This is a genomic window from Devosia sp. GW821-FHT12F11, assembly GCF_058806655.1.
Genome location: NZ_JBXAPX010000008.1, coordinates 151,720 through 176,708, shown reverse-complemented (window position 1 = coordinate 176,708; position 24,989 = coordinate 151,720). Strand labels below are relative to the sequence as shown.

The window sequence follows — 24,989 nt, the reverse complement described above, 5'->3', positions numbered from 1 at the left end:
GATGATCGCGGCCGGTGCAGCGTCGACCATCGACCTCGCCACTGGCCACTTCGTCAGCTTGCTGCAGCGCAACACCGCTGACCTGGTCACCAGCCTCCACCTCATCGGCTCCATCGCCGACGGTGATTTCCGCCCCGGTCGCAGCGACCTCGATTTCGTCGCCGTGCTGTCGCGCCCGCTCACCGACGAGGACGCCGAGGCGCTGGTGCTTGTTCACCGCAGCTATCGCACCGATCCGACCCTGCCGCGTCTCGACGGCGTCTGGCTCACCGAAACCGAGCTCGGGGCCGGTCCCGATGCCATCGGTGACGGTCCCACCTCGCAGCAGGGCGACTTCCTCATTGCTGCCCGCGGCAACCGCAATCCGGTCACCTGGCATGCGCTGCCCGAGGCGGTGCCGCTGATCGGCGAGCTCGACCGCGATGCGCCGTGGCACGATCGCACGCGCCTCGTGAACTGGGTCCGTGACAATGCGGGCACCTACTGGCGTCGTTGGCTATCCCGCGCCGCGGGCATCTCGCCCGCCATGCTCGGCCGCGCCGCCCCGATGTGGGGCGTGCTCGGCATCAGCCGCCTGGCCTACACGAGCGCCACCGGTGAGATCGCTTCGAAGTCCGCCGCTGGCGAATGGGCGCTGACGGCGTTCGATACGCGCTGGCGACCGATCATCGAGGAAGCATTGGCTCATCGCCGCGGCCAACCGTCGACCTACGGCAACCCGTTCGCACGGCGGCGGGATGCACTGGCGTTCGTGGCGATGGCCATCGGCGAGGTGGTTGGAAGCTAGAGCCCACGCTCCCGCGCCACTTCCTCCACCGCGCGCGCGCATACCTCGACCGCCTGCGCCAGTTGCTCGGGCGTCGCGATCAGCGGCGGGGCCATCTCCAGCGCCGTGCCGATGGCAGACGCCAGGATGCCGTGGTCACTCATCCGGCGGACGATCGCTGCCACCGTGTCGTCGGTGAATGCCGCCTTCGTCGCCTTGTCGGCGGCGAAATCTACGCACCACCACATGCCCAATCCGCGTACCTGGCCGACGATCCGGTGGTTATCGAGCGCCGCCGCCAACTCCGCGCCGAAGCGCGAGCCGTTGCGCTTGCCCGCTTCCACCAGCCCGTCGCGCTGCTTGATCTGGATCGCGGCGTTTGCCGCTGCGGCCATGCTCGCATGCCCGGCGAAGGTATGGACGTGCCGGAACAGCGGGATCGCATCGGCGATCTCGTCGCGGGTGATCACCGCGCCGATCGGCCCGTAACCGGCGCTCAACGCCTTGGCCATGGTCATGATATCCGGCTCGAGCCCAAAGTGTTCGCTGGCGAACCAGGTTCCGGTGCGGCCGAACCCGGTGATCACCTCGTCGACGATGAGCAGCACGCCATACTTGTCGCAGATCTCGCGCACCCGGTCCCAGTAGCGCTGCGGCGGCACCTGCACGCCATGCGCCTGCATCACCGGCTCGCCGATGAATGCCGAAACGCTCTCCGGCCCCTGCAACTGGATCTCGCGCTCGAGATAGGTGGCGCAGAGTTCGGCATACTCGTCCTCGGGCATGCCGAATGGGTTGCGGTAGCGGGTGGGATTGGGGATGAAACTATGGCCAGGCACCCGCGGCTCGAACACATCGCGTACAGCCAGCCAATCGGTCACCGACAGCGCGCCCATGCTCGCGCCGTGATAGGCGTTCCAACGCGAAATCGTCTTGTAGGCGCGGGGCTTCCTGCCGCTCTCGCGCTGGTACTGCTTGGCGAGCTTCAGCGCCGTTTCCACCGATTCCGAGCCGCCGCTGGTAAAGGCCGAGCGCTTCAGCCGTCCGGGCGCCAGTTCGGCGAGTTTCCCCGCCAGCCGCAGCGTCGGCTCGGCGAAATGGCTGGTGGTGCCGACATAGTGCACCGCGCTCATCTGTTCGAACACCGCCGTAGCGATCTCGCGGTTGCCGTAGCCCAGCGAGTTGGCGCGGGTGTGCGAGCCCATCATGTCGAGCCGGGTGACGCCGTGACTGTCGGTCAGTGCGATGCCATCGGCGGCAACATAGATCGTCGGCCCCTGTTCGCGCACGATGCGCTGGTCGGCGACGGGAAATATGCAGTTCTCGAACGCGAGCTGGGTCAGCTCGTCGGCATTGCTTGCGGCGGACATGGTCTGAATCGCTCCCTTTTGCCGGGGAGTATGCGGCGGGCCGGCGGTTCAGGCCATTGCCAGAACGTACCGCTTGCCCGGGCTTCAGCTGGCTTCGGAATAGATCCGCAGGCGCGGCTTCTTTTCCACCACGGGCGCCAGCGCATCCATGACGCGGGCCCGCGGGAATGTCGCGATCACTTCGGTGCCGAAGCGGAGTTTCGAAAACAGGTCGAACCGGCCCTGGTGCAGCTCCATGATCTTCTGCACGATCGGCAGGCCGAGGCCTGCGCCTTGTTCCGCCGACTTGTGCGCCAGTGAGCCCTGGCCGAACGAGCTCAGCACCGTCTCGATCTCGCTCTCGGGGATGCCCGGGCCGTTGTCGCGCACGCTCAGCAACTGGCCGCCATCGCCCGACCGCGTCACCATCAGGTGCACCTTGCCCGATTGCGGGGTGAATTTGATGGCGTTGGAGAGCAGGTTCAACACCACCTGGCGGATCGCCCGCTCGTCGCCCCAGAGCTTGGGCAGGTTGTGCGCGTAGCTGACCGAGAGTTCGATCCCCTTGCCCTTGGCGCGGATTTCCACCATGCGCCGGCAATCCTCGGCGATGTCGATCAGCGATACCGCTTCTTCGTTGAGGTCGTACTTGCCCGCCTCGATGCGGCTCAGATCCAGCAACTCGTTGATCAGGTTGAGCAGGTGCTGGCCGGACGAGTGGATGTCCCCGGCATATTCCTTGTACTGCGGCACGTTGTGCGCCCCGAGCAGCTCTGACTGCAGCACTTCCGAAAAGCCGATGATGGCGTTGAGCGGCGTGCGCAGCTCATGGCTCATCGTGGCGAGGAACTGCGATTTGGCGATGTTGGCCTGCTCGGCATGCCGCCGCGCCTCGTCGCTCATCTCGCGCGCTTCCTCGAGTTCGTTGATCAGCGCGTCCTTTTCGGCCTGGTGCTCGATGGTTTCGAGCTCCGAGGCATAGAGTTGCTTGGCGAGGTAGACGAAGAACATCTCGCCACCCACCACCACCGCGGCCAGCGCCCAGTTGAGCGTCCCGCCCGCCATCAGCAAAGTGATGGTCACCGTGGCCGCCACCGGCAGGGTGCTCATCAGCGTCGCGCCGGGCAGGGTGCGTGTCGATACCGCATTGGCGGCGATACCCACCAGTGCGATGGCGAAGATCGCCACCAGCAGCGCCATGTGGTCCTCAGCCACCAGCGTGAACAGCGCCAACAGCGCCCAGGCGACGCCGTTGACCAGTTCCGCGCCGATGAACGTCGCCGTCCAGCGGCCGGCATTGAACCGGGCAGGGTCCTCGATCTTCAAGCGCCGGCACAGCCAGACCACCGCAAGGTTGGCGAGGATCACCAGCGCCGCCCATCCGGCGGCGGCCAGGGGGGGCACCCAGAGGCTTGAGAACAGCGCGAGGATGAGCACGAGCGCCGGCACGGCCAGCAGCCCGCCGAGCCGCGAGCTGGCATACTCGTCGAGCAGTTCGAAATCGAAGGATGCGCGGGTGCCGGAACTGGAGGTGAGGCGCTGTCGCGCGTCGAACACCGTCCGCTGCGAGTTACGACGAGGCTCGCGGCCCATCTGGGCGCGCACGTCCTGATCGTGCATCGCGGGCTTCAACGACATTTTACGCAGTACTCGACTAAACACTACGAACAGGAAACGCGTTCGTTACGCTTGTGCAAAAACCCTTAGCCTCGCATGGTTAAGTTAGGGTGAAGGACGGGGGCTCGGGGTGGGAAAAGCCCGTGGCGAGAAGCAGTTGCAGCCGACGCTGCACCGGGCCATGCCCGCTTGGGGCAACGGTCGCCGCAACCCGTTGCCGCGCCGTCGCAAGCTCCGCTGGCGCAGCTGGCTGGTCATCCTCGCGGGGCTCGGCATCGTCGCCTACCTGTTGCTTCCGGATCCGCCATTCTCGCTCGATGGCCCGCCGCTGACCGGTACGGTCGAGCGCGTCAGCGACGGTGACACCATCGATGTCGCCGGCCAGCGTATCCGTTTGCCGGGGATCGATGCGCCCGAATGGAACCAGACCTGCCAGACTGCCACCGGCGGCTCCTGGGATTGCGGCAGGGCGGCCGCCAAGCGCATGCGCGAATTGACCTGGAACCGAACGCTGTCCTGCCGCGCGGAGGGCCATGATCGCTACGGCCGACTGCTGGCAGTCTGCCGTGACGGCAAGGTCGATATCGCCGCCGCGCTGGTGGCCGACGGACTCGCGACGGCGACCGACCGCTACGGGGCGGCTGAGGCCGAGGCTCGGCGGGCGAGGCGGGGGCTGTGGCAGGGCAAATTCGACATGCCGGTGGAGTGGCGACGGCGCGAGGCGGAGAAGGGCGCCGGAGAGGCCGGGAATCCCAGCCGCTTCGAGCGTTTTATCGCCTGGCTGTGGAGCCTTCTACCCAGTTGACAGGCGCAAGATATTTGCGTTGTATGGCCGCCTTATCCGACCATCTTTGCGTTGCCGCGCTGATTTTCTCACAGTCACGCAATCTGATTTCTAGGGGGCTGCCATAGCTTTGGACAAGATCGACCGCAAGATTCTGGCGCTCCTGCAGAAAGACGCGACGACTCCTGTTGCGGAAATCGGCCGCAAGGTGGGGTTGTCGACGACGCCGTGCTGGCGGCGCATCCAGAAGATGGAAGAGGACGGGATCATCAAGGGCCGCGTCGCGGTGCTCGATCCGGCCAAGATCAACGCCGGCGTCACGGTTTTCGTCTCGATCCGCACCAACGAGCACAATGATGCATGGATGCGGAAGTTCGCCGGCGTGGTCGAGGACTTCACCGAAGTGGTCGAGTTCTACCGCATGAGCGGCGAGGTGGATTACCTGCTGCGCGTCGTCGTACCTGACATCGCGGCCTATGACTCGTTCTACAAGAAGCTGATTTCGAAGATCAATCTGACCGACGTCAGCTCGTCCTTCGCCATGGGCCAGATCAAGTACACCACGGCATTGCCGCTGGAGTTCGCCATCGTCTCCGACGACGACAAGTAACATGGCCATTACCCGTGAGAGGCTGCGCCAGCTCGTCGGGCTGGTGGAGCCGGCTGTGTCGCTCAGCGCTGCCCGCATCGAAGAGCGCGACGGCTACGAGGTCGAGCACCTGACCCTCAAGCTCGGCGACACTGAGGTGCGAGGCATTCTCACCCGGCCGCTGAAGGTCGAGGGCAGGCTGCCCGCGATCCTCTACGGCCACTCGCATGGCGGACGCTACGATATCGGCGCCGACGAATTGCTCGATGGTCGCGAGTATCTGCTGGGCCCGCTTGGTCCGGTCTTCGCCCGCGCCGGCTATGTGACGCTTGCAATCGACATGCCGGTGTTCGGCAAGCGCTCTACGGTTACCGAGAGCGCGGCCGCCAAGGCGCTGCTTTGGTACGGCAAGGGGCTGTTCGGCCAGATGCTCTGCGATCACTCGGCGGCGCTGACCTATCTGGCCTCCCGCCCGGACGTCGATCCGGCCCGCATCGGGGCCTTCGGCATCTCGATGGGCTGCACGCTCAGCTACTGGCTCGCCGCGATGGACCAGCGCATCAAGGCCGTCGCCCACCTCTGTTGCTTCGCCGACCTGCGCAAGATGGTCGAGCTTGGAAACCATGACGGGCATGGCGTCTACCTGATCGTGCCGGGCCTGCTGAACGAGGCGGATGCCGGGGCCATCGGCGCGCTGGTGGCGCCGCGGCCGCAGCTCATCTGCATCGGCGAGGCCGACTCGCTGACCCCGCCAGCCGCCGTGGCATTGGCGTGGGATGAAACCAGCGCCGCCTATGCGAATGCGCCCGGTCGGCTGCAGTTGGTGTCAGAACCGGGAGTAAAGCACCAGGAAACGCCGCGCATGCGCGAAGCTGCGCTCAGGTTCTTTGCCGAGAACCTTTAGCCGCGCCCGGCTATTCCCAGGCTGCCATCGGCATAACTGACGAGGCGGACGCCGTGGCGGGTGAATGCCTCGCGGATCGCCGCGACATTCTCGTCACGCACCGCACGGGGCCCCGGCATTTCGACGCGGCGAACCGTGGAGAACGACACCCCGGACTCCTCGGCAAGCTCGAGCGCCGTCCAGCCCAGATAAGCGCGCGCCGCGCGGATCTGAGCGTGTGACAGCGTATCTGTCGGAGTTTCCATCAGCCCCGGCTGCATATGCGAATGCTGGTTCACGAGCGGGGTGCCTCCCGCCACAGATTCGTCCGGTCCTTCGCCTCGCAGTCGCTATGCCCAGTAATGCCTGGTCGCGTATCTATTATTGTCATTTCCCCCACATCAGAACGTTGGTTCGTTGCCCCCCAACGCCTGAAGTCACGCTATCGCCTTCACCACGCACCTTATGCGGCGAAATTGGGCCGGGACAGTGCCGGCCACAATCACATTTTGCCGATGAGCAAAAAACGCTCAGTCGATGCAGTGTGTTGATCAAAAAAGAGCAAAAACTGCTCTGGATGTATAGTTGCAGTAACTGGACACAATCGGCAGTCCGGTCCGTGGCGACAGAAAATGTAACTTGAGCCCGACTGTCAATGATCAATTGACCGCCGGCATGCCGGGCGCGACGGTTTCCGTGGAGCAGCGCGGACAGACGCCGAGCGCGTGTACAGACGGTTCGATGCTTGACCGTTCGACATTTCCCCCGCGCGCCGTCTATTGTGCCCGGCGAGACAGGGCGAAAACGTCCGTCCGGCGCCGATCGGCGCGAGGCCTGGAGGGGGCGAGATGCGGGAGGAATTCGATCACATCGTGATCGGAGGGGGAGCGTCGGGCTGCGTCACGGCGGCCCGACTGGTGACTGATGGCGGGCGCCGCGTGCTGCTGCTCGAGGCGGGCTACTCGCACCACCACCCGCTGCTCGACATGCCCCCCGGCATCTTCAAGCTGATCAACGGCTCGAAATACATGACCTATCACCACACGGTGCCGCAGCAGCACCTGAACGGTCGTGTGCACGATATCCCGCAGGGGAATGTCTTGGGCGGCGGCACCTCGGTGAACGCCCAGGTCTACATGCGCGGCAGACCGTCGGACTATGACGAATGGGACCAGATCCTGCGCGGCAGCAATGACGGCGCTGCCTGGGACTGGGCGACCGTGCTGCGGCACTTCCGCCGTATCGAAGGCAACAACCGGCTGAGCAACGGCTTCCACGGCAACGACGGTCCGCTGCTCGTCTCCGATCCCGGGCACATCGACGACGTGTCGCGCTGGTTCGTACAGAGCGTGCAGCAGAAGGGCGAGCCGTTCACCAGTGATTTCAACGGCGCGACCCAGCGCGGCGTCGGCTTCTACCAGTTCATGAACCGCAAGGGGAAACGTTCCAGCGCCGCCTACGCCTATATCGAGCCGCTGAAGGATGATCCGCGCCTCACCGTGCGGCTCCGCGCCGCCGTGCAGAAGATCGACATCGAGAACGGCCGTGCCGTCAGCGTCACCTATCGCGATGGCAGGGGGACCGAGCACACAGTCCACTCCTCCGGCGATATCGTCCTCAGTTCCGGCGCCTTGGTGACGCCCAAGCTGCTGATGCTCTCCGGCCTCGGCCCGGCCGAACAACTCGATAGCCACGGCATCAGGACGCTGGTCGATCTGCCCGGAGTCGGCCGCAACCTGATCGACCATCCGGAAGTCCCGGTGATCTCCGTCGCCAACGGCCCCTATGGCTATTTCAGGCAGGGCGTCGGCTGGCGCATGCTGAAGAACGGCCTCAACTTCAAGCTGTTCGGCAACGGCCCGATCCTTTCGGCCGGCTTCGAGGCCGGCGCCTTCATCAACCCCGTCGATCGCGACGGGCTCCCTTCCATCCAGGCGTTCTGCGTGCCGATCGTCTATCTCGACCGCGATCTGCTGAAAGTGTTCGACGATACCTACGGGGTCACCATCACCACGGTGCTGGTGAAACCCAGGTCGCGTGGCTACGTCGAGCTCCGCTCCGCCAACCCGGCCGATATGCCAGTGGTTTCGCCGCACTTGCTGCAGCACCCCGACGACATGCAGATGATGGTTGAAGGCCAGCGCTTCTTCCGCGACGTGCTGCTGTCGGGCCCGCTTGGCAAGCGCATCGAGAAGGTCATTGCGCCGCCCGGTCCCGACCTCAGTGACGAGGCGATGGCCGAACATTGCCGCCGCTTCGTCAAGACCAACTACCATCCGGCCAGTACCGCCAGGATGGGCGCCGACGGCGATCCGATGGCTGTGCTCGACGCCCGCCTGCGTGTCCGCGGCGTCGATAACCTCAGGGTCTCCGACATGTCGGCGGTGCCCAACATCAATGCCGGCAATACCACGGCGCCAGCCATGATGCTGGGCGACCGTTGCGCCGATTTCATCCTCGGCCTCGATCGGCCGGCCAACGCCACAACGCACTAGAGTCCTGGTTGTCGCGTGGTCGAAGAGGAAGAGCCGCAACTTTTCCTGACCACGCTTTGGAGGGAAGTACGATGATTTTCGATCTGTTTCGTCTGGACGGCAAAGTCGCACTGGTCACCGGCGCCACCCGCGGCATCGGGCTCGGCATCGTCGAGGCGCTGAGCGACGCCGGCGCTCACGTCATTCTTTCATCCAAGGTGCCCAAGCCCGAAGTGATGCAGCACTTCAGGGACCTCGGCCGCAAGGTCGACTACATCCAGGGCGACGTCCAGGACCCCGCCGTTCCTGCCCAACTCGTAGCCGAAGCGGTGAAGCTCGGCGGCGGCAGGCTGGACATCCTCGTCAACAACGCCGGCGTCGCCCAGCACGGCGACACCCATAGCTTCCCCGAGGAGCAGTATCGCCGCCTGATGGATATCAACCTCGACAGCGTGTTCCGGGCCTGCCAGGCGGCACTCGGCCCGATGCGGGCCCAGAAGAGCGGCGTGATCCTGAATATCGGCTCGATTTCGGGGCTCATTTCCAACATCCCGCAGCCTCAGGCCGCCTACAATGCATCGAAGGCGGCGGTGCACATGCTGACCAAGAGTCTCGCTTCCGACTACGCCGATGACGGCATCCGCGTGAACGCCATCGCCCCCGGCTACATCACCACCGACATGACCAATGGTGGTCTCGCCGACCCGGTCTGGGGGCCGGTCTGGCGCGACATGACGCCGATGAAGCGCCCGGGCTCGGCCACCGATATCGGCGCCGCGGCGCTCTACCTCTGCTCGCCGGCGTCAGGCTACGTGACTGGTGAAGTGCTGGTGGTGGATGGGGGGTACACGGTTCGGTAGTTGGGTTGACTGTCTCGCAGCCACCCACCTGCGTCATCCCCGCGAAGGCGGGGACCCAGTGGGATGTCTCAGCACCTGCTGGCGTTGAGAGACCGCACTAGGTTCCCGCCTTCGCGGGAATGACATCGAGTTCTGCTATTGCAATGGAGCGGGTTAACCCCCCGTCACACTCATGTGCCGGCTCAAGGCCGGCGCGGTGTGGTCGCGATCGAGCACGAAATCGTGCCCCTTGGGCTTGAGCAGCATCGCCCGGTCCAGCGCCGCATCCAGCGCTTCCGGCCCGCCCTCGCGGATCGCCGCGCGCAGGTCGACCATGTCATCCTGCCCCAGGCACATATAGAGCTGTCCGGTCGCCGTCAGCCGGACGCGGTTGCAGCTCTCGCAGAAATTGTGGCTCATCGGCGTGATGAAGCCGACCAGCCCGTTGGTCTCGGCCACGTAGTCGTAGCGCGCCGGCCCGCCGGTGCGGTGCCCGCTCGGCTCCAGGGTATATTTCGCTCTCAGTCTCTCCCGCATCTCCTTGAGCGGCAGGTAGGTATCGACCCGGTCGATCCCGACTTCACCCAGCGGCATGCCCTCGATCAGCGTCAGTCCGAACCCGCGGCCATGTGCCCAGTGCAGCATCGGCTCGATCTCGTCTTCGTTGACGCCGCGCATCGCCACCATGTTGATCTTGATCTTGAGCCCGGCATCCGCGGCTGCATCGATCCCATCGAGCACATCGGCGATCCGCCCGCGACGGGTGATCTGGGCGAAGCGCTGCTCGTCCAGTGTGTCGAGCGATACATTGAGCCGCTTCACTCCGGCGCGCGCCAGGCCCTCGGCATGACGGCGCAACTGGCTGCCATTGGTGGTGAGCGTCAGTTCCTCGAGTCCGTGCCCGATGTGACCGCCGATCTTCTCCACCAGTTCCATGATGTCGCGCCGCACCAGCGGTTCGCCGCCGGTCAGCCGCACCTTCTTGACCCCGCGGGCGACGAAGGCGTTCACGATGGTGTCGATTTCCTCGAAGCTCAACACGTCCTTCTTGGGCAGGAACGTCATGTACTCCGACATGCAGTAGACGCAGCGGAAGTCGCAGCGGTCGGTCACCGACACCCGAAGATAGGTGATCCGGCGACCATAGCGGTCGACAAGCGGGCGCTCAGCGCCGGTCGGAGCGAGGTTCGGCTGTTCGAGAAGCGTCAGGGACATTCCCCTTTTTACCGCACACTGGCCCGGACAGCAAAACAAGAAAGGGCTGGCTCCGTGGAGCCAGCCCTTCGAAATTCGCAGTGCTCTGCCGTTACTGGTGGACGACCACCAAGGCGCCGACCTTCACACGCTCGTAGAGATCGGTGACGTCTTCGTTGGTGAGCCGGATGCAGCCCGAGGACACGGCCTGGCCGATGGTCCAGGGCTCCGAAGTGCCGTGGATGCGGTAGAGCGTCGAACCGATATAGAGCGCACGGGCGCCGAGCGGATTGTCCGGACCACCGGGCATATAGGCCGGCAGGTCGGGAACGCGCTTGCGCATCTGCGCCGGCGGCGTCCAACCCGGCCACTCGGCCACGCGGGTAATGCGGTGCTGGCCCGACCAGCGGAAGCCGTCACGGCCGACGCCGATGCCGTACTTCATCGCCTTGCCGTCATCGAGCACCAGGTAGAGCCGGCGCTCGGACGTCTCGACGACGATCGTGCCCGGCTTGAACTTGCTGTCGTAGTCGACGATCTGCTTGGCGATCGCGCTGCCGCGCCGGGAGCCGGCCTTGACCGCGCCAGCTTCCGACCAGGTGTCGGTGGCGGGATCGTAGACACGTTTCGCTGCCGTAGCCGGAGCGGCCAATGACAGCGACAGGATCGCCGACAAAAGAGCGGCGACCACAATCTTGGTCTTGGAGATTTTCTTCAAACTGCGCCTCTTGACGTAATCGACCCTGATTCTGAGCCAGTTCCGGATGGTTGATAAACTGTTCCTAACAGGCAGTGAACGGGCCATGCCACGATTCGGACAAACTCAGAACACCACAGCCACAATGTGTTGCCTCGATGTGACATTTCCATTCACCTCTGCGTGAAAAGGCTAGGTTGACAGGCCTTCGCGCCTCTCCTAGGTCCGGCCGGAAGGGGAGGACTGCTTGATGAGCGATGACCAGAAGTACCGCGCTGCCGAGGCGGCGATGGCCGAAGTCGCGAGCGGCATGCGATTGGGCCTGGGCACCGGTTCAACCGCCAAACACTTCGTCGATATCGTTGGCCGCGCCGTGCAGAATGGGCTGGACGTGATCTGCGTCCCGACCTCCGAAGTGACCGCGGCGCAGGCAAAGAGCCTTGGCATCCCGCTCACCGACCTGGAAACGACGCCCGAACTCGATCTCACCGTCGATGGCGCCGATGAACTCGGCCCTGGCCTGGCGCTGATCAAGGGTGGCGGCGGCGCACTGCTGCGCGAAAAGATCGTCGCCGCGGCCTCGAAGCGGATGATCGTCATCGCCGACCAGAGCAAGCGGGTCGAAATGCTCGGGCGCTACCCTCTGCCGATCGAGGTCAACCATTTCGGCCTCGGCGCCACCACCGCCTGCATCGGCGCCGTGATGGCCGATTTCAATGCCGAGGGCGAGCTGCGCCGTCGCCTCAAGGCCGATGGGACGCCCTTCGTCACGGACGGCGGACACGCCATCCTCGACGCTTTTTTTGGCCGTATTCCTCAGCCAGAAGCGCTGGCGAAAGCCTTGGTCGACATTCCGGGCGTGGTCGAGCATGGCCTGTTCATCGGGCTCTGTAAGCGGGCCTACGTGGCTGGTCCCGCGGGTGTCGACGTTCTGGACGGCTGAATGCCGCTCGGATAGAGGCTAGGGGAGCTTCCAGGAAAAGGTCGTGAGACTTTTCCGGTTCGGAAGCGCGACAAACAACGACTTGGGGATGTCGGCGTGGAAACGGCGGTCAGCTCCAGCAGGGGAAACAAGAACCAGATGGGCACCAAGCTGATGACGTCCACCTTCAAACGCGCGCCGATGCTTGTCGCCGCATTGCTGTCTCTGATCCTGTCGAGCTTCGCGGCGTTGCCCGCCCTGGGGCAGGGAGCCTCGGAGATTTCGCCCGAGCACCTTGCCCTGGCGCGCAAGTACGTCGACCTGACCGACACCGGTGGCCTCTACGAGGCCACCATCGTGCAGGCAGGCATCAACACTTATAAGCAGCTGCTGCCGCAGAACCCGGAGATTGCCGAACCGCTGAACTCGGCGATTGAAAAGGTGATCGGGACCTACAAGGGTCGCAAGGGCGAGCTGTTCGACCAATTCGCGCGGGTCTATGCGCTCTCCTTCACCCAGGAGGAACTGCAGCAGATCGTCGATTTCTATTCGACTCCGACCGGCATCAAGCTGGCCAAGTCGAACTCGGCGATGAGCGGCACGATCAACCGCATCATGGACGTTTTCGCCGGCAACCTGAACACCGAGTTCTTCACGGCCGTTCGCGCCGAACTGAAGGCCAAGGGTATCGACAGCTGAGCTTCGGCACCTTATCTGCTTCAAGGCCCCGCCGTCGCGCGGGGCCTTTTTACGTTCGGAGTAGGCCCTAAAGGCCCTGCACCGCGCGGGGCCTTTTACGTTCGGGGTAGGAAATGAGCGACAGTTACGATCTCGTGGTGATCGGCGCCGGTTCGGGCGGTGTGCGGGCGGCGCGGATCGCCGCGACCTATGGCGCAAAGGTCGCCATCATCGAGGAGTACCGCGTCGGCGGCACCTGCGTGATCCGCGGCTGCGTGCCCAAGAAGCTGTTCGTCTACGCCTCGCGCTACAAGGACCTGTTCGAGATCGCACCCAGCTTCGGCTGGAATGTCGGAACCCCAAGCTTCGACTGGGCGACGCTCGTCGCAAACAAGGACAAGGAGATCGCGCGGCTCGAGGCGGCCTATGTGGCCGGGCTCGAAAAGCCTGGCGCCGAGATCATCCGCGACCGCGCCACCCTTATCGGTCCCAACAGCGTCAAGCTGCAGAAATCCGGCCGGGAGCTCACGGCCAAGACCATCCTGATTGCCACGGGCGCGCATCCCTTCATCCCGGATATCCCGGGCAAGGAACTCGCCATCACGTCCAACGAGGCGTTCCATCTCGAAAAGCTCCCGCACTCCATCCTCATCGAGGGCGGTGGCTTCATTTCGGTGGAGTTTGCGACCATCTTCTCCGGTCTCGGGGTGCACACTACCATCGTCTATCGCGGCGATCGGCTGCTGCGCGGCTTCGACGAGGATCTGCGGGTTGGCCTCGAAGCCGGGCTCGAAGCGCGCGGCGTCAAGATCATCCACCAGACCAACGTGCTCGGCCTGCGCCAGACCGGCAAGGACATCACCGTCAGCTTCTCCGACGGTGTCGACGCGCCGTTCGGCGCGGTGATGTTTGCCACCGGCCGTTCGCCCAACACCGCCGGGCTCGGGCTCGAAGCTGCCGGGGTTGAGCTGGCCTGGGATGGCGCCGTGGTGGTCGATCCCTATTCGCGCTCCAGCGTGCCCTCGATCTATGCCGTCGGGGACGTCACCAACCGCGCCCAGCTGACCCCGGTCGCCATCCGCGAAGGCCATGCCTTCGCCGACACGGTCTTCGGCGACAAGCCAACTGCCGTCGATCATTCGCTGATCGGCGAGGCGGTGTTCGCCGAACCCGAGGTCGGCACCGTCGGGCTCGCCGAGCATGACGCCGCCACACATGGCGATATCGACGTTTACGTCACCCGCTTCCGCCCGATGATCAACACGCTGTCGCTGAAGTCCGACCGCATGATGATGAAGCTCATCACCAAGTCTGGCGGCGGCGAGGTGCTGGGTGTCCACATCCTTGGCCCGGGGGCCGCCGAGATCATCCAGATGGCCGCGATCCCGCTGGGCATGAAGGCGACCAAGGCCGATTTCGACCGCGCCATGGCCATGCACCCGACCGCCGCCGAGGAGCTCGTGACCTTCAAGAAGCCGAGCTACGTCTATCGCGGCGGCCAAAAGCAGTAGTGGGCGGCGGCTTCACACCGCCGCAATCCCCTGCTATTCCGCCCGCCGACTGGGAGATACGCGTGATGCCGACGACTTGGACGCCGCAGAGCTGGAGACAGAAGCCGATTTCGCAGGTGCCGGTCTACCCGGATACGGCGAAGCTGGAAGCGGCCGAAGCGCAACTGCGCAAGTTCCCCCCGCTGGTCTTCGCAGGCGAGGCCCGTGAACTGAAGCATCAGCTGGCCGAAGTCGCCGAGGGCAGGGCCTTCCTGCTGCAGGGCGGCGACTGCGCCGAAAGCTTTGCCGAGCATGGCGCCGACCACATCCGCGATTTCTTCCGCGTCTTCCTGCAGATGGCGGTGGTGCTGACCCACGGCGCCAGTAAGCCCGTGGTGAAGGTCGGCCGCATCGCAGGCCAGTTCGCCAAGCCCCGCTCCTCCGACACCGAGACCATCGATGGCGTGACGCTGCCGAGCTATCGCGGCGATATCATCAACGACATCGGCTTCACCGAAGGCGCCCGCGTTCCCGATCCTGAGCGCCTGCTGCTGGCCTATCGGCAGTCGGCCGCGACGCTCAACCTGCTGCGCGCCTTCGCGTCCGGCGGCTATGCCGACCTGACCCGCGTCCATGAGTGGACCATGGGCTTCATGAAGAACTCGAACGCCTATCCGCGCTTCGAGGAGCTGGCGCAGAAGATCGACGACGCCATCGACTTCATGCGTGCGCTCGGCCTTACCCCCGACAACACCCCGTCGCTGCGCGAAACCAAGTTCTACACCTCGCACGAGGCGTTGCTGCTGGGCTTTGAGGAAGCGCTGACCCGCCGGGACTCGATCACCGGCGACTACTACGCCACCTCGGGCCACATGCTTTGGATCGGCGACCGCACCCGCCAGGTCGATGCGGCGCATGTCGAGTACTTCTCGGGCATCCGCAACCCGGTCGGCGTCAAGTGTGGCCCGAGCCTCGCCGCCGACGACCTGCTGCGCATCATCGACAAGCTGAACCCCGCAAACGAGGCCGGCCGCATCACCCTGATCGGTCGCTTCGGCTCGGACAAGATCGCAGACCACCTGCCGCGCCTCATCGAAGCGGTGAAGGCCGAAGGCAAGGTCGTGGTCTGGTGTTCCGATCCGATGCACGGCAACACGATCAAGGCGTCCAACGGCTACAAGACCCGGCCGTTCGAGCGCGTGCTCGGCGAAGTGAAGAGCTTCTTCGAGATCCACCGCACCATGGGCACCTATGCCGGCGGCATCCATATCGAGATGACCGGCGACGACGTGACCGAATGCACCGGCGGTGGTGTGGCCGCAATCACCGAGGCTGGCCTCCAGGATCGCTACCACACCTACTGCGACCCGCGGCTCAATGCCAGCCAGGCACTCGAACTGGCGTTCCTTGTGGCCGAGGAGTTGCGCTCCCAGCGTCCGGCTCGCAGCGAAAGAATCGTGGCGGCGGAGTGAACTAATCCGTCGCGATCGGGGTTGTTGCTGTCCAGGAGTCCGCTTGTACGGCCGGTGATAATTGCGCCTTGCGCGCCAGCCTCGGTGATCGATGCCACGTTCGTTCTTCCCGCGGGCCGACGCCGCGACAAAGGCTAGGCTGGATCGCGATCCGGTCATGCTCCTCGCCAACAATTTTGATTGGTCGTCCACGGATCTGGGACCGATTGCCGAGTGGCCAGTTGCCACGCGTTCGGCCGCCCGCTTGATCATGACTTCTGCCGCGCCCATGGCCCTGCTGATCGGTCCGCGCGGCATCATGCTCTACAACGCCGCCTATGCGCCGATTGCCGGTGGCAGACATCCCAGCGCCTTCGGGACTTCTGTGTTTGAGAGCTGGCCCGAGGTGGCCGACTTCAATCGCGACGTGATGAAGCGGGTGCTGAACGGGGAGTCGCTGGTGTTCACCAGTCAGCCCTTCGTATTCAATCGCAATGGCGGCCCGGAGGAGGTCTGGCTCAATCTCGACTACTCCCCTGTGCTGGATGACGACGGCAGCGGACTGGCCGTGCTGGCCATCGTGCAGGAGACCACCATGAGCGTGGTGGCCGAGCGGGCGCTCGAGGAAAGCCGGGAGAAGCTCGACCTTGCTCTGAGCGCGTCCGGAATGGTGGGCACCTGGGACTGGAACATTGCCGACAATGTCGTCACGGCGGATGAACGCTTCGCTTCGCTTTATTCGGTCAGTGCGGGCGCGGCCGCGGTGGGCCTCCCGATCGAAAAGTTCCTCGCCGGGATTCATCAGGATGATCGCCAACGGGTCATCGCCGAGATCGGCGATGCACTGAAGGATGCTGGGCCGGTACGGTTCGAGTACCGACTGGCGGGTACTGGCGCGGCACATGAGCGCTGGGTGGTCGCCTCAGGTCGCGTCATTACCGATGCGAACGGCAGAGCCGTTCGACTGCCGGGCATTGTGGTTGATGTCACCGATGAGCGCCGGATCGCCGAGCAGTTGGCGGAAAGCGAAATGCGCTTCCGCACCCTCGCCGACACCATGCCTCAGATGGTCTGGTCCACGCTGCCGGATGGGTATCACGACTACTATAATGCCCGTTGGTATGAGTTCACCGGCGTGCCGGCCGGAACCACCGACGGGGAGGGCTGGAACGGTATGTTCCATCCGGACGATCAGGAACGTGCCTGGGCCGTCTGGCGCCATTCACTCACCACGGGCGAACCGTACCGCATCGAGTACCGCCTGAAGCATCACACCGGCGCCTATCGCTGGGTGTTGGGTCAGGCGCTGCCGATGCGCGACGGGGGCGGCCGCATTGTTCGTTGGTTCGGTACTTGCACCGATATTCACGAAGAGCGTCTGGCGCAGGAAGAGCGCGAGGTCATCGCTCAGGAGCTCAGCCACCGCATCAAGAATATCTTTGCGGTCATCGGCAGCATTGTCAGCCTCGCGTCGCGATCGCATCCCGAAGCAAAGGACTTTGCAGAGCGCTTGCGTGGCCGCATTCTGGCACTTGGTCGGGCGCACGATTTTGTTCGTCCGCATTCGCGCGAGTCGGCCCCGAGATCCAACCCATCTTCCCTTCAAGCCTTGGTCCACGACCTGCTGCAGCCTTATCGTGACGGCGATATCGAGCGTGTGAGCTTCACCGGCGTCGATGCCTCGATCGATGATGGTACGGCGACGCCGCTGGCGCTGTTGTTCCACGAGCTGGCGACGAACGCGGCCAAATATGGCGCGCTCTCCTGCGATGACGGGCGCGTCGAGATCCGTGGCGAGGTGGTCGGCGATAGCTATCGACTGCACTGGCGCGAGATAGGCGGCCCGCCCGCGCAGCCTGGCAACGCCGGCTTCGGCTCACGGCTGATGTCGCTAAGTGTGGAGGGGCAGTTGCGCGGTACTCTTGATCGTCGCTACGGGGAGGGCGGACTCGAGGTCGACCTCAGCATTCCCTTGGCGTCACTGAGCCACCGTGCTGAACTCAAGCGAGCGCCGGGCTCGCATCGAGCGAACCAAACAGCCTGAGGCGCCGCGGCGGTGCGGGCTTGGGATCGGACCTGCGGCGCACCGAAACCGCGAACTCCACTGCCTGACGAAGCTCGTTGTTGTCGACCGGCTTGGGGATGACGCCAATCGTTCCCGGCACGCCGGTGCCCAACTGGCCCGGGTTGGCGGTCATGTACACCACCGTTACCCCGCGTTCTGCGAGCGAGCGCCCCACTTCGATACCCGTAGGACCGTCGATGAGGTTGAGGTCGACGAAGGCCAGTTCGGCCTCGTCGGCAAGCGCCAATGCCTGCCGGCTGTCCGAAGCAATGCCGACCGGCACATGACCAAGATCGTACAGCAGGCTTTCAAACTCGATGGCGACGAAAATCTCGTCTTCCACCACCAGAACCTTGCAACTCATACCCGTACCCAAAGTCAGATTACGCTTGCCAGCCCAACTCACCGCGCCCGCGAAGGTTGCAGCCTAGTTTTGCATGCCTCGTCTGTAGCGGTGGAAAACCTGCTGATGCTTATCAACTCGTGGACGGTGGGGGCTTTGCCGTACGAACCGTTGCATTCTGCCAGTTCATTTAGCGGAACATTAACCCTAACCGGTCATGAATAGCTCACGTACGCGTTTGTTGCGGAGCATCCGATGTCCATCCGTCTGGCAACCAGTCTCGCCGTTCTCGCCGCCGCTGTCGGCAGCCCGGCCTTGGCCGCCGATTGGGGCGAGGATTGGTCGCCCGAGGAAGTCTATCGCGGCGCCTACTCGACCGAGCCCAAGGACTGGACCGAGATGGGCGACGAGAGTGATGGCATCCACATCGAAACCGGCCTGCGCTATTGGTACTCGTGGGGCAGCCAGAACTACGAAATTGGCGGTGAGAGTTTCGAGTCGACCGACAACGCCCACACGGTTGAGGCCCACATTCGCGTTGAGGAAGATGCAACCCGCACCTACGCCAAGGGCTGGGCTGGGTACTCTGCGGCCATCACGGGCGGGTACTCTGATCCGACGGGGAGCGGCGATGTCGTCGACGGCGTCCTGGGTTACGCCGGTGCGGATTTTGGCTGGAACGCCTTCGGTGACGGCAACGGCACGGGCATGGGCGCGTTCGTGGGCTACAACTACTGGAACAACTCGCCCCGCACCTCCCGAACCAACTTCACCACGGCCACTGCGGCCGATGCCGCCAGCTACTACTCACCCGATACGGGCGTCTGGTCGCTGCCCGGGGACAGCGTGGACGACAAGGTCGAGCTCCATATGCTGCGGCTTGGCCTCAGCGGGAAGGCAGAGATCAACGAGTTCTTCGATATCTCCGCCGAAGTCGCGGCGGTCCCGTTTGCGACCATCAGCGGCGTGATTGGCGGGCATGACGCTGGGCTCAACGGCGACTACGGGCCATACCCGGGATGCGGGCTGGGCGACCCCTGCCCACAATACGTGTTCAAGGGCTCGCAGACCGATATCAACGGCTGGGGCTACGGCGCGATGGGCGAAGTTATGGCCGGCATTACTCCGGTCGAGAACCTGACGCTTCGGGTCGGTGGTCGCGCCTGGTATGTTGGGGGCACGTACGACGCAACCTGGACTCAGGTTGTGGTGTCGCCGCCGGTCGAGCAGCCGCTCGAGGGTGATCCGCCGGCTCCGCCGGATCCGGCCTACTCGCCGCCCAAGATCAGCACGCAGAACGTGATCGTTACCGAGAATCCGTTCTCGCTGTTCCGCTATGGTCTGCTCGCCGAGCTGACCTACTCGTTCTGATCAAATCCCGCATGACCGGCTGTCCGCTTGCCCCGACCGGGGTGAGCGGATAAGTCTTGCCCCGTTTTCAAACGGCTCGGATTTTCCACGTGACCGATCGTCTCCGCATCGCCCTCGCGCAGCTCAATCCGACGGTCGGCGCCATCGCCCAGAACCTGGCGCTGGCCAAGCAGACGCTGGCTGACGCGGCCGGGCAGGGCGCCGATATCCTCTTATTCTCCGAGCTGTTCCTTACCGGCTACTTCCCCGACGACCTGCTGTTCAAGCCGCGGTTCATCGCCGACGCGATGGCCGCCGCCGAGGATTTTGCCCGCGCCACCGCCGGCACCTCGGTCACTGCCATCATGCCGACGATCTGGCGCGAGGGCGGCAAGCTGTTCAATGCCGTGGTGGTCTGCGAAGCGGGCGCCATCACTGCCCGGCGCTACAAGCGCGAGCTGCCCAACGACGACATCTTCTACGAGAAGCGTTATTTCGAGCGGGCCGAGCTGCAGGAACCGGTGACCATCAAGGGTGTCTCGATCGGCATCCCGATCTGCGAGGACATCTGGCACCCGGAAGTCTGCGCTCATCTCGTCGATCACGGCGCCCGCATCCTGCTCTGCCCCAACGGTTCGCCCTATTGGCGCAACAAGCAGGCCACCCGCTACAAGCTGGTCACCGATCGCGTCGCCGAAGACAATGTGCCGTTGCTCTACCTCAACCAGGTCGGTGGCCAGGACGAGCTGGTCTATGACGGCGCCAGCTTTGCCATCGAGCCCGGCGGTCGCCTGGTCGTGCAGGGCAAGAGCTTCGAGCCCGAAATCCTGATGTCGAACTGGGCCCGCACCGAGGATGGCTGGCGCTGTACCGACCCGCACGTCACCCCGCTGTCGAGCGTCGATGAGGCGCCGTGGCGCGCCTGTGTGCTCGGCCTGCGCGACTATGTCAGGAAGAACGGCTTCAAGTCCGTGGTGCTCGGCCTCTCGGGCGGCATCGACAGCGCCATCGTTGCCGCCATGGCGGTCGATGCCATCGGCGCCGAGAACGTTCACTGCCTGATGCTGCCCTATCGCTATACCTCTGAGGAGAGCCTCGCCGACGCGCGCGACTGCGCGGAGCGCCTCGGCGTTCGTTACGACGTCGTCTCGATCGGCGATCCGGTCGAAGCCGCGCTCAACGAGCTGCAGCCGGTGTTCGGCAACCGCCCGCAGGATCTCACCGAAGAGAACATCCAGTCACGCATGCGCGGCGTCTATCTGATGGCGGTCTCCAACAAGCTCGGCTCGCTCCTCCTCACCACCGGTAACAAGTCCGAGATGGCGGTCGGCTACGCCACCATCTATGGCGACATGAACGGCGGCTTCAATCCGATCAAGGACATGCTGAAGATGCGGGTCTACGAGCTCGCAGACTGGCGCAACAGGCACCGCCCGGCCGATTGTCTCGGTCCCGACGGGCTGGTGATCACCCAGAACATCATCGACAAGGCACCCTCGGCGGAGCTCCGTCCCAACCAGACCGACCAGGACTCGCTGCCGCCATATCCGATCCTCGATGAGATCCTCGTCGGCCTGGTCGAGCTCGAGCTCAGCGTCGCCGAAGTGGTGCAGCGCGGCGAAGGCCGTTTCGACCGCGCGCTGGTCAAGCGCATCGAAAAGCTGCTGAACATCGCCGAGTACAAGCGCCGCCAGTCCGCCCCCGGCGTGAAGATCTCCCGCAAGGCCTTCGGGCTTGGCCGCCGCTACCCGATCACCAACGGCTACCGCGACGAGAACCTGATTGCCGAACCGATCGGCCGGCTGGATAGCAAGGGTCTGGAATGAGCTGCGTGCGTGTGGCCACCCCCCTCCCATCCTCCCCCACAAGGGGGGAGGTGCCGCACCTGTGCTGTGGCACGACCAAGCCACACACTAGACTCTTCACCTTCCCCTTGATGGGGGAGGCCGGGAGGGGGTGGGGCCACCTGCTCGAAGCCGGTGACACCCCATGACCACCGTCCGCTACGCGCCATCCCCCACCGGCCGGCTGCACCTGGGCAATGCCCGCCCGGCGCTGATGAACTGGCTGTTCGCCAAATCGACCGGCGGCCGCTACATCCTGCGGCTCGACGACACCGACGCCGCCCGCTCCACGGAAGCGTTTGCCGAGGGTATCCACGCCGATCTGAGCTGGCTGGGCATCGCCCCCGATCTCAAGGTCCGGCAGTCCGACCGCACCGCGCTCTACGACGCGGCGCGCGACCAGCTGATCGCCGCCGGCCGCCTCTACCCGGCCTACGAGACCGAGGAGGAGCTCGACAGCAAACGGGCCCGGGCTCGGCTGCTCGGCCGCCCGCCGGTCTACGACCGGGCTGCGCTGCAGCTTACGCCGGAGCAGAAGGCGAAGTACGAGGCCGAGGGCAGAAAGCCCCACTGGCGCTTCAAGCTCGATGGCCGCCCGGTCGCATTCAACGACCTGATCAAGGGCCCGCAGACCGTCAACACCGCCTCGATGTCCGATCCGGTGCTGCTGCGCGCCGATGGTTCCTATCTCTACACCCTGCCATCTGTGGTCGACGATATCGCGCTGGGCATCACCCACGTGATCCGCGGCGAGGACCATGTCAGCAACACCGGCACGCAGATCGAGATCTTCGAAGCCCTGGGCGGCACGGTCCCGGCCTTCGCCCACCACAACCTCCTGACCGGTGCCGATGGCGAGGGGCTCTCCAAGCGGCTCGGCTCGCTTTCGCTGGAGGAGCTGCGCGAAGCCGGCTACGAGCCGATGGCCGTCGCCATGGCAGCCGTGCTCACCGGCACCAGCCTGCCGCTCGAGCCTTATCCCGACCTGACGGCGCTCGGACAGGTGTTCACGCTCGAAGCCGTGTCGCACGGCTCTGCCCGCTTCGATCCGGCGGAGCTCGCCAGCCTCAATGCCCGCATCCTCCACCAGATGCCCTACGAGGCGGCCAGATCGCGCCTCGCTCCGCTGGGCCTCGCCTCAGAGCCGCTTTGGCTGGCACTGCGCGGCAACCTCGCGGTGTTCGCCGATATCGCCGACCTTGCAACGCTCGTCTCGGGCCCCGTCAATCCCGTGGTCGCCGACGAGGACCGGGAGTTTCTGCGCGAGGCGCGCGAGCTGCTGCCCGCCGAGCCTTGGGATGAAACCACCTGGTCGAAATGGACCGAAGCCCTGAAGGCGGCGACCGGCCGCAAGGGCAGGGCGCTGTTCCACCCGCTGCGCCTGGCCGTCACCGGCCGGGAGCAGGGGCCCGAACTCAAGTCCCTGCTGCCACTTGTGGGGCGTACGGCGTGTCTGGCCCGACTACCCTGACCCGCTTGTCACCGAACTGAACGATCCGCCCGGGCTGGTTGGCCGCGGCCGGTGCCACCACGGCGACCACTGGCTTCGGTGTCTCGCCCGGCGCGGGCGGACGCGGGCGCGGCAGCGGCACATCGACGAACTGCGTCAGTTCGGCAACCTGCGTCACCGTCGTGGCGACCGTCGGAGATATCCGCCGCCCGTCCCGCAGCGGCAGCGGGAACGTCGCGCCGCGGAATGTCACCATGGCCCGCGTACCGCCGGTTGACAGCTCGGCGAGGGTGATGGCGCCCTGGTCCTGCGTCGAGCTGCACTTGTTGGTGGTGTCGAACTCGGTGCGGAACTTGAAGGCGTTAGGGAGGGAGGAATAGGGCTCGCCCCACTCGTTGATCATCTGCTCCGGTTCCTGCCCTGGATTGTCGTAGTAGTAGAGATCGACGTCCAGTCCCGGGCACATCGCCCGGCATTGCTGCGCGTCGTTGGCGACATAGTCCACCAGGGTCGAATAGCTGATCGGCCACCAGAACCCGTCGGTCTTGCGCACGCACAGCGTCCGCACCGTGTGGTAGTCGCCATACGGGTTGAACTCTTCGCCGCGGATCCCGCCGGCGCCGTCATCGCCGTCGGTGAACACCCCGAACAGCCGCTCGAACAGGTTGCCGCGATCGCCGCGCTGGACCTGCACACGCGACCGGCCATCGCAATCGAAGCGCGCCATTTCCTGCAGGATCGCCTCGCGCTGCTGCGCCACCGCCTCGCCGGTGCTGACGCTCTGCGACAGCTGCTGCACTTCCTCGCGACCGCGCAGCACCTCCCGCGCCAGCGCACGGCATTCGGGGGTGAGCCGCCGGCCGGCCTTGGCATCGTCGTTGCAGCCCTGGCGCACATAGGCGCTCTCGGAGCGCTGCACCTCGCGCTGCAGCCGTTTCAGCTGGCCGCCCTGCGAATTCTGGAAGTCGGAGTTTCGGTCGAGCGAGCGCAGCGTCGCCTGCAAGCGGGCGCAGCTATCGGCCTGCGCATAGGCCGTCGACACATCGATCACCAAGCCTGCCCATGCCACCAAAAACAGCAGGGCAAACCGGATGAGCAGGGCGGAAGCGCGCAGGTAGGCGCGGGTCATCAGTTCGAACCGGATCGTGTGGCCCTCCGCCAGAGCGCTTTCGGGAAAAGTTGTGAGACTTTTTCACCTCGAAAGCGCGAAACACCAAAAACCTGCAGCACTTCGACGCTTCATGGAAGCGACGAAATGCCTAGTCGGCCAATACGCCTAAAGCGAGACGGCGCCCGCCAGATTCGCGACAACCATTAGCACAGCATCGGCGCCGGTTAACGCCTGCTGGCGGCCCGCGCAACGTCGCGCTGACGATTGTAACGCAGCCGTGACCGTCAGTGTTGCCGGACGTTCCGCCATCTGAGCCGAGTCTCGGCGAATTGGGCGACAGAAGGGCGTTCGCGGCCCTTTTTCTGCATTTCTGCGGTGGCCGGGAGCGGGTTCTGTGCTTAGGTGCGCAGCATCGCGCCTTGTCGCTGGAGTATCACTTTGCAAGTTCGCATCGCTTTCGCCGCCCTCGCCGGCATGATCGCTGTTTCCCTGGCACCCACCGCGCAGGCCCAGACCCCGGCAGATTTCACCAAGTTCAGCGAAACCTGCCTCGCGGCAGAGGCCTTCCTGCTCGGTGAGGTGCCTGCCGGTGTCGATTCATCGCTGATCCTCACCCCGCTTTGCGGCTGCCTGACCGGCGCGTTCAAGGATATGCCGCAGAAGGACGTCGACATCCTCGCCGCCGACCTCCGCGGTGAAGGCACCGACGAAGCCCACGCCGCCCACGGCAGCTACGAACAGGTCACCAACCTCGCCCGCGAGGGCCTGACCACATGCTTCGCCAGCCCTGAGGTCGCCGCCGCGATGCAGGCCGCCGCTCCGCCGGCCGCCACACCCGCCGATCCCGCGGCGCCGGCCCCGGCCGATCCAACCGCTCCGGCAACACCGCAATAGGCCAACCATGAGGGGCGCTTCGGCGCCCCTTGCTTTTTGCCGGCGCTGCGGTCACATTGCGCGCCATGAAAACCGGCACCGCGAACTGCATTACCGGCTGCATTATTATCCGCTAAGCATTGCTGGCGGCGCGGTTTTCTTCATCCTCTGATCTCTAGTCCGAAGAACCCGTCCGCGAGCGTCTTATCGTGCGCGAGGA

At 64.9% G+C, this 24,989-nt stretch carries 22 protein-coding genes; 15 read left to right on the top strand and 7 right to left on the bottom strand.

Going from position 1 to position 24,989, the window contains the following annotated elements; genetic code table 11:
* The first annotated feature begins 1 nt into the window (after nt 1).
* Complete coding sequence (locus tag AC1ROK_RS22280) at nt 2–787, top strand: aminoglycoside adenylyltransferase domain-containing protein (protein ID WP_492851000.1); 786 nt, start codon at nt 2–4, stop codon at nt 785–787.
* On the opposite strand, the gene AC1ROK_RS22275 is transcribed toward AC1ROK_RS22280, so the two are convergent.
* Both AC1ROK_RS22275 and AC1ROK_RS22270 read right to left on the bottom strand, forming a co-directional pair.
* A complete protein-coding gene (locus AC1ROK_RS22275; RefSeq protein ID WP_492850998.1) occupies nt 784–2,136 on the bottom strand; it encodes an aminotransferase family protein in 1,353 nt (450 codons plus the stop codon). The two genes, AC1ROK_RS22280 and AC1ROK_RS22275, sit on opposite strands and share 4 nt — an antisense overlap.
* 84 nt (nt 2,137–2,220) lie before the next feature.
* Nucleotides 2,221–3,753, bottom strand: a complete 1,533-nt coding sequence (locus tag AC1ROK_RS22270) for a sensor histidine kinase (RefSeq protein WP_492850996.1) — start codon at nt 3,751–3,753, stop codon at nt 2,221–2,223.
* A gap of 109 nt (nt 3,754–3,862) precedes the next feature.
* Here AC1ROK_RS22270 and AC1ROK_RS22265 point away from each other — a divergent pair, with 109 nt between their 5' ends.
* The 3 genes from AC1ROK_RS22265 to AC1ROK_RS22255 all read left to right on the top strand — a co-directional run bounded on the left by AC1ROK_RS22265 (nt 3,863) and on the right by AC1ROK_RS22255 (nt 6,009).
* A complete protein-coding gene (locus AC1ROK_RS22265) occupies nt 3,863–4,537 on the top strand; it encodes a thermonuclease family protein (protein WP_492850994.1) in 675 nt (224 codons plus the stop codon).
* A 109-nt stretch (nt 4,538–4,646) separates the two neighbouring features.
* A complete protein-coding gene (locus AC1ROK_RS22260) occupies nt 4,647–5,126 on the top strand; it encodes an Lrp/AsnC family transcriptional regulator (RefSeq protein ID WP_055048427.1) in 480 nt (159 codons plus the stop codon).
* A 1-nt stretch (nt 5,127) separates the two neighbouring features.
* Nucleotides 5,128–6,009: an alpha/beta hydrolase gene (locus AC1ROK_RS22255; RefSeq protein WP_492850992.1), complete on the top strand. Its 882-nt coding sequence runs from the start codon at nt 5,128–5,130 to the stop codon at nt 6,007–6,009.
* Here AC1ROK_RS22255 and AC1ROK_RS22250 read toward each other — a convergent pair.
* On the bottom strand, nt 6,006–6,254 hold the full coding sequence (locus tag AC1ROK_RS22250; protein WP_492850990.1) for a helix-turn-helix domain-containing protein: 249 nt from the start codon (nt 6,252–6,254) through the stop codon (nt 6,006–6,008). The genes AC1ROK_RS22255 and AC1ROK_RS22250 overlap by 4 nt on opposite strands.
* Nucleotides 6,255–6,836: 582 nt before the next feature.
* Between AC1ROK_RS22250 and AC1ROK_RS22245 the strand changes: the two genes are divergently transcribed.
* Entirely contained in the window at nt 6,837–8,483 is a 1,647-nt protein-coding gene (locus tag AC1ROK_RS22245) for a GMC family oxidoreductase (protein ID WP_492850988.1), read from the top strand.
* Between the two features lie 71 nt (nt 8,484–8,554).
* Nucleotides 8,555–9,322, top strand: coding sequence for an SDR family NAD(P)-dependent oxidoreductase (locus tag AC1ROK_RS22240; protein ID WP_492850986.1), 768 nt, complete (start codon nt 8,555–8,557; stop codon nt 9,320–9,322).
* 153 nt (nt 9,323–9,475) lie between these two features.
* Here the strand turns inward: AC1ROK_RS22240 and moaA are convergent, their stop codons facing one another.
* Together moaA and AC1ROK_RS22230 are read right to left on the bottom strand one after the other, a co-directional pair.
* Nucleotides 9,476–10,516, bottom strand: coding sequence for a GTP 3',8-cyclase MoaA (gene moaA, locus AC1ROK_RS22235; RefSeq protein WP_492850984.1), 1,041 nt, complete (start codon nt 10,514–10,516; stop codon nt 9,476–9,478).
* Between the two features lie 91 nt (nt 10,517–10,607).
* The gene (locus tag AC1ROK_RS22230) at nt 10,608–11,204 is read right to left on the bottom strand and encodes a L,D-transpeptidase (RefSeq protein WP_492851321.1); all 597 of its coding nucleotides are present in this window, start codon (nt 11,202–11,204) and stop codon (nt 10,608–10,610) included.
* Between the two features lie 238 nt (nt 11,205–11,442).
* Between AC1ROK_RS22230 and rpiA the strand changes: the two genes are divergently transcribed.
* The 5 genes from rpiA (at nt 11,443) to AC1ROK_RS22205 (ending at nt 17,777) form a co-directional block, all read left to right on the top strand.
* Nucleotides 11,443–12,135: a ribose-5-phosphate isomerase RpiA gene (gene rpiA, locus AC1ROK_RS22225; protein ID WP_492850982.1), complete on the top strand. Its 693-nt coding sequence runs from the start codon at nt 11,443–11,445 to the stop codon at nt 12,133–12,135.
* A gap of 96 nt (nt 12,136–12,231) precedes the next feature.
* On the top strand, nt 12,232–12,813 hold the full coding sequence (locus tag AC1ROK_RS22220) for a DUF2059 domain-containing protein (protein WP_492850980.1): 582 nt from the start codon (nt 12,232–12,234) through the stop codon (nt 12,811–12,813).
* 113 nt (nt 12,814–12,926) lie between these two features.
* Nucleotides 12,927–14,303, top strand: a complete 1,377-nt coding sequence (gene gor, locus AC1ROK_RS22215; protein ID WP_492850978.1) for a glutathione-disulfide reductase — start codon at nt 12,927–12,929, stop codon at nt 14,301–14,303.
* Between the two features lie 65 nt (nt 14,304–14,368).
* A complete protein-coding gene (locus tag AC1ROK_RS22210; protein ID WP_492850976.1) occupies nt 14,369–15,754 on the top strand; it encodes a class II 3-deoxy-7-phosphoheptulonate synthase in 1,386 nt (461 codons plus the stop codon).
* Nucleotides 15,755–15,911: 157 nt separating this feature from the next.
* Nucleotides 15,912–17,777 (top strand): PAS domain-containing sensor histidine kinase, encoded by a 1,866-nt coding sequence (locus AC1ROK_RS22205; RefSeq protein WP_492850974.1) that lies wholly within the window; start codon nt 15,912–15,914, stop codon nt 17,775–17,777.
* Here the strand turns inward: AC1ROK_RS22205 and AC1ROK_RS22200 are convergent.
* Nucleotides 17,734–18,162, bottom strand: a complete 429-nt coding sequence (locus AC1ROK_RS22200; RefSeq protein ID WP_492850972.1) for a response regulator — start codon at nt 18,160–18,162, stop codon at nt 17,734–17,736. The two genes, AC1ROK_RS22205 and AC1ROK_RS22200, sit on opposite strands and share 44 nt — an antisense overlap.
* A gap of 234 nt (nt 18,163–18,396) precedes the next feature.
* On the opposite strand from AC1ROK_RS22200, the gene AC1ROK_RS22195 reads away from it, so the two are divergent.
* From AC1ROK_RS22195 to gltX, 3 genes are all read left to right on the top strand, one after another.
* On the top strand, nt 18,397–19,512 hold the full coding sequence (locus tag AC1ROK_RS22195; protein ID WP_492850970.1) for a hypothetical protein: 1,116 nt from the start codon (nt 18,397–18,399) through the stop codon (nt 19,510–19,512).
* An 89-nt stretch (nt 19,513–19,601) separates the two neighbouring features.
* Nucleotides 19,602–21,317 (top strand): NAD+ synthase, encoded by a 1,716-nt coding sequence (locus tag AC1ROK_RS22190; protein ID WP_492850968.1) that lies wholly within the window; start codon nt 19,602–19,604, stop codon nt 21,315–21,317.
* A gap of 163 nt (nt 21,318–21,480) precedes the next feature.
* On the top strand, nt 21,481–22,806 hold the full coding sequence (gene gltX, locus AC1ROK_RS22185) for a glutamate--tRNA ligase (protein ID WP_492850966.1): 1,326 nt from the start codon (nt 21,481–21,483) through the stop codon (nt 22,804–22,806).
* On the opposite strand, the gene AC1ROK_RS22180 is transcribed toward gltX, so the two are convergent.
* Complete coding sequence (locus AC1ROK_RS22180; RefSeq protein ID WP_492850964.1) at nt 22,751–23,914, bottom strand: DUF2865 domain-containing protein; 1,164 nt, start codon at nt 23,912–23,914, stop codon at nt 22,751–22,753. The two genes, gltX and AC1ROK_RS22180, sit on opposite strands and share 56 nt — an antisense overlap.
* A gap of 420 nt (nt 23,915–24,334) precedes the next feature.
* Here AC1ROK_RS22180 and AC1ROK_RS22175 point away from each other — a divergent pair, with 420 nt between their 5' ends.
* Nucleotides 24,335–24,790 carry a hypothetical protein gene (locus AC1ROK_RS22175; RefSeq protein ID WP_492850962.1) on the top strand — a complete coding sequence of 152 codons (456 nt, stop codon included), beginning with the start codon at nt 24,335–24,337 and terminating at the stop codon, nt 24,788–24,790.
* Nucleotides 24,791–24,989: the final 199 nt, after the last annotated feature.

Coding starts and splice junctions, on each gene's coding strand:
- gor (WP_492850978.1), top strand. CDS start 12,927: ATGAGCGACAGTTACGATCTCGTGGTGATCGGCGCCGGTTCGGGCGGT.
- rpiA (WP_492850982.1), top strand. CDS start 11,443: ATGAGCGATGACCAGAAGTACCGCGCTGCCGAGGCGGCGATGGCCGAA.
- moaA (WP_492850984.1), bottom strand. CDS start 10,516: ATGTCCCTGACGCTTCTCGAACAGCCGAACCTCGCTCCGACCGGCGCT.
- AC1ROK_RS22240 (WP_492850986.1), top strand. CDS start 8,555: ATGATTTTCGATCTGTTTCGTCTGGACGGCAAAGTCGCACTGGTCACC.
- AC1ROK_RS22210 (WP_492850976.1), top strand. CDS start 14,369: ATGCCGACGACTTGGACGCCGCAGAGCTGGAGACAGAAGCCGATTTCG.
- gltX (WP_492850966.1), top strand. CDS start 21,481: ATGACCACCGTCCGCTACGCGCCATCCCCCACCGGCCGGCTGCACCTG.
- AC1ROK_RS22195 (WP_492850970.1), top strand. CDS start 18,397: ATGTCCATCCGTCTGGCAACCAGTCTCGCCGTTCTCGCCGCCGCTGTC.
- AC1ROK_RS22245 (WP_492850988.1), top strand. CDS start 6,837: ATGCGGGAGGAATTCGATCACATCGTGATCGGAGGGGGAGCGTCGGGC.
- AC1ROK_RS22200 (WP_492850972.1), bottom strand. CDS start 18,162: ATGAGTTGCAAGGTTCTGGTGGTGGAAGACGAGATTTTCGTCGCCATC.
- AC1ROK_RS22255 (WP_492850992.1), top strand. CDS start 5,128: ATGGCCATTACCCGTGAGAGGCTGCGCCAGCTCGTCGGGCTGGTGGAG.
- AC1ROK_RS22280 (WP_492851000.1), top strand. CDS start 2: ATGATCGCGGCCGGTGCAGCGTCGACCATCGACCTCGCCACTGGCCAC.
- AC1ROK_RS22180 (WP_492850964.1), bottom strand. CDS start 23,914: ATGACCCGCGCCTACCTGCGCGCTTCCGCCCTGCTCATCCGGTTTGCC.
- AC1ROK_RS22250 (WP_492850990.1), bottom strand. CDS start 6,254: ATGGAAACTCCGACAGATACGCTGTCACACGCTCAGATCCGCGCGGCG.
- AC1ROK_RS22275 (WP_492850998.1), bottom strand. CDS start 2,136: ATGTCCGCCGCAAGCAATGCCGACGAGCTGACCCAGCTCGCGTTCGAG.
- AC1ROK_RS22205 (WP_492850974.1), top strand. CDS start 15,912: ATGCTCCTCGCCAACAATTTTGATTGGTCGTCCACGGATCTGGGACCG.
- AC1ROK_RS22270 (WP_492850996.1), bottom strand. CDS start 3,753: ATGTCGTTGAAGCCCGCGATGCACGATCAGGACGTGCGCGCCCAGATG.